Origin of the sequence: Vibrio sp. 10N.222.49.C12 (genome assembly GCF_041475025.1) — a bacterium.
GTDB classification, from domain to species: Bacteria; Pseudomonadota; Gammaproteobacteria; order Enterobacterales; family Vibrionaceae; genus Vibrio; species Vibrio crassostreae_C.
Genome location: NZ_JBFRVF010000018.1, coordinates 1 through 3,180 on the forward strand (window position 1 = coordinate 1; position 3,180 = coordinate 3,180).

At 50.5% G+C, this 3,180-nt stretch carries 2 rRNA genes; both read right to left on the minus strand.

The features are described 5' to 3' along the window. Position 1: 1 nt before the first annotated feature. Positions 2-117 (minus strand): 5S ribosomal RNA (rrf, locus tag AB4583_RS05740). Positions 118-269: 152 nt separating this feature from the next. Next, a 23S ribosomal RNA gene (locus AB4583_RS05745) occupies positions 270-3,163 on the minus strand. Between the last annotated feature and the right edge of the window lie 17 nt (positions 3,164-3,180).

Below are 3,180 nucleotides of genomic sequence, written 5' to 3' on the forward strand. Positions count from 1 at the left end.
AGCCTGGCGATGTCCTACTCTCACATGGGGAAGCCCCACACTACCATCGGCGCTATTGTGTTTCACTTCTGAGTTCGGCATGGAATCAGGTGGGTCCACAATGCTATGGTCGCCAAGCAAATTTTGCTTTTACTTTCAGCTTTTTTAAAAACTGAAGGCAAAATAATCTGGAAAACTGCTTCTCTATTGAATAGAGCTTTAAAAGTTTCTCTTCAAACTCATTCAAGGTCTGGTATTTCTTTGAGTCCACAAAACCCCTTGGGTGTTGTATGGTTAAGCCTCACGGGCAATTAGTACAGGTTAGCTCAATGCCTCGCAGCACTTACACACCCTGCCTATCAACGTCGTAGTCTACGACAACCCTTTAGGACGCTTATAGCGCCAGGGAAAACTCATCTCAAGGCTCGCTTCCCGCTTAGATGCTTTCAGCGGTTATCGATTCCGAACTTAGCTACCGGGCAATGCCATTGGCATGACAACCCGAACACCAGAGGTTCGTCCACTCCGGTCCTCTCGTACTAGGAGCAGCCCCTTTCAATTTTCCAACGCCCACGGCAGATAGGGACCGAACTGTCTCACGACGTTCTAAACCCAGCTCGCGTACCACTTTAAATGGCGAACAGCCATACCCTTGGGACCGACTTCAGCCCCAGGATGTGATGAGCCGACATCGAGGTGCCAAACACCGCCGTCGATATGAACTCTTGGGCGGTATCAGCCTGTTATCCCCGGAGTACCTTTTATCCGTTGAGCGATGGCCCTTCCATTCAGAACCACCGGATCACTATGACCTGCTTTCGCACCTGCTCGAATTGTCATTCTCGCAGTCAAGCGGGCTTATGCCATTGCACTAACCACACGATGTCCAACCGTGTTTAGCCCACCTTCGTGCTCCTCCGTTACTCTTTGGGAGGAGACCGCCCCAGTCAAACTACCCACCAGGCACTGTCCGTAATCCCGATTCAGGGACCAACGTTAGAACATCAAAACTACAAGGGTGGTATTTCAAGGACGACTCCACCACATCTAGCGACGCGGTTTCAAAGTCTCCCACCTATCCTACACATGTAGGTTCAATGTTCAGTGCCAAGCTGTAGTAAAGGTTCACGGGGTCTTTCCGTCTAGCCGCGGGTACACTGCATCTTCACAGCGATTTCAATTTCACTGAGTCTCGGGTGGAGACAGCGTGGCCATCATTACGCCATTCGTGCAGGTCGGAACTTACCCGACAAGGAATTTCGCTACCTTAGGACCGTTATAGTTACGGCCGCCGTTTACCGGGGCTTCGATCAAGAGCTTCGACCGAAGTCTAACCCCATCAATTAACCTTCCGGCACCGGGCAGGCGTCACACCGTATACGTCATCTTACGATTTTGCACAGTGCTGTGTTTTTAATAAACAGTTGCAGCCACCTGGTATCTGCGACTCTCGTCTGCTCCATCCGCAAGGGACTTCACTGATAAGAGCGTACCTTCTCCCGAAGTTACGGTACCATTTTGCCTAGTTCCTTCACCCGAGTTCTCTCAAGCGCCTTGGTATTCTCTACCCGACCACCTGTGTCGGTTTGGGGTACGATTCCTTACAATCTGAAGCTTAGAGGCTTTTCCTGGAAGCATGGCATCAATGACTTCACTACCGTAGTAGCTCGACATCGTATCTCAGCGTTAGTAGCGGTCCGGATTTACCTAAACCACCCGCCTACGTACTTGAACCTGGACAACCGTCGCCAGGCCCACCTAGCCTTCTCCGTCCCCCCATCGCAATTGTAAGAAGTACGGGAATATTAACCCGTTTCCCATCGACTACGCCTTTCGGCCTCGCCTTAGGAGTCGACTTACCCTGCCCCGATTAACGTTGGACAGGAACCCTTGGTCTTCCGGCGAGGGAGTTTTTCACTCCCTTTATCGTTACTCATGTCAGCATTCGCACTTCTGATACCTCCAGCAGCCCTTACAGACCACCTTCAACGGCTTACAGAACGCTCCCCTACCCCACATACCCTAAGGTACGTAGCCGCAGCTTCGGTGTATAGCTTAGCCCCGTTACATCTTCCGCGCAGGCCGACTCGACCAGTGAGCTATTACGCTTTCTTTAAATGATGGCTGCTTCTAAGCCAACATCCTGGCTGTCTGAGCCTTCCCACATCGTTTCCCACTTAGCTATACTTTGGGACCTTAGCTGGCGGTCTGGGTTGTTTCCCTCTCCACGACGGACGTTAGCACCCGCCGTGTGTCTCCCGGATAGTACTTACTGGTATTCGGAGTTTGCAAAGGGTTGGTAAGTCGGGATGACCCCCTAGCCTTAACAGTGCTCTACCCCCAGTAGTATTCGTCCGAGGCGCTACCTAAATAGCTTTCGGGGAGAACCAGCTATCTCCAGGTTTGATTGGCCTTTCACCCCTAGCCACAAGTCATCCGCTAATTTTTCAACATTAGTCGGTTCGGTCCTCCAGTTGATGTTACTCAACCTTCAACCTGCCCATGGCTAGATCACCTGGTTTCGGGTCTAATCCTAGCAACTGTACGCCCAGTTAAGACTCGGTTTCCCTACGGCTCCCCTAAACGGTTAACCTTGCTACTAAAATTAAGTCGCTGACCCATTATACAAAAGGTACGCAGTCACACCACGAAGGTGCTCCTACTGCTTGTACGTACACGGTTTCAGGTTCTATTTCACTCCCCTCACAGGGGTTCTTTTCGCCTTTCCCTCACGGTACTGGTTCACTATCGGTCAGTCAGTAGTATTTAGCCTTGGAGGATGGTCCCCCCATATTCAGACAGGATATCACGTGTCCCGCCCTACTCGTTTTCACTGATTATGATGTGTCGGTTACGGGGCTATCACCCTTTATTGCGAGACTTTCCAGACTCTTCACCTGCATCATTAAAAGCTTAAGGGCTAATCCAATTTCGCTCGCCGCTACTTTCGGAATCTCGGTTGATTTCTCTTCCTCGGGGTACTTAGATGTTTCAGTTCCCCCGGTTTGCCTCCTGTTGCTATGTATTCACAACAGGATACTTACTTATGTAAGTGGGTTTCCCCATTCAGGAATCCCAGACTCAAAAGGTTATTACTACCTAATCTGGGCTTATCGCAAGTTATTACGCCTTTCATCGCCTCTGACTGCCAAGGCATCCACCGTGTACGCTTAGTCACTTAACCATACAACCCGAAAGGGT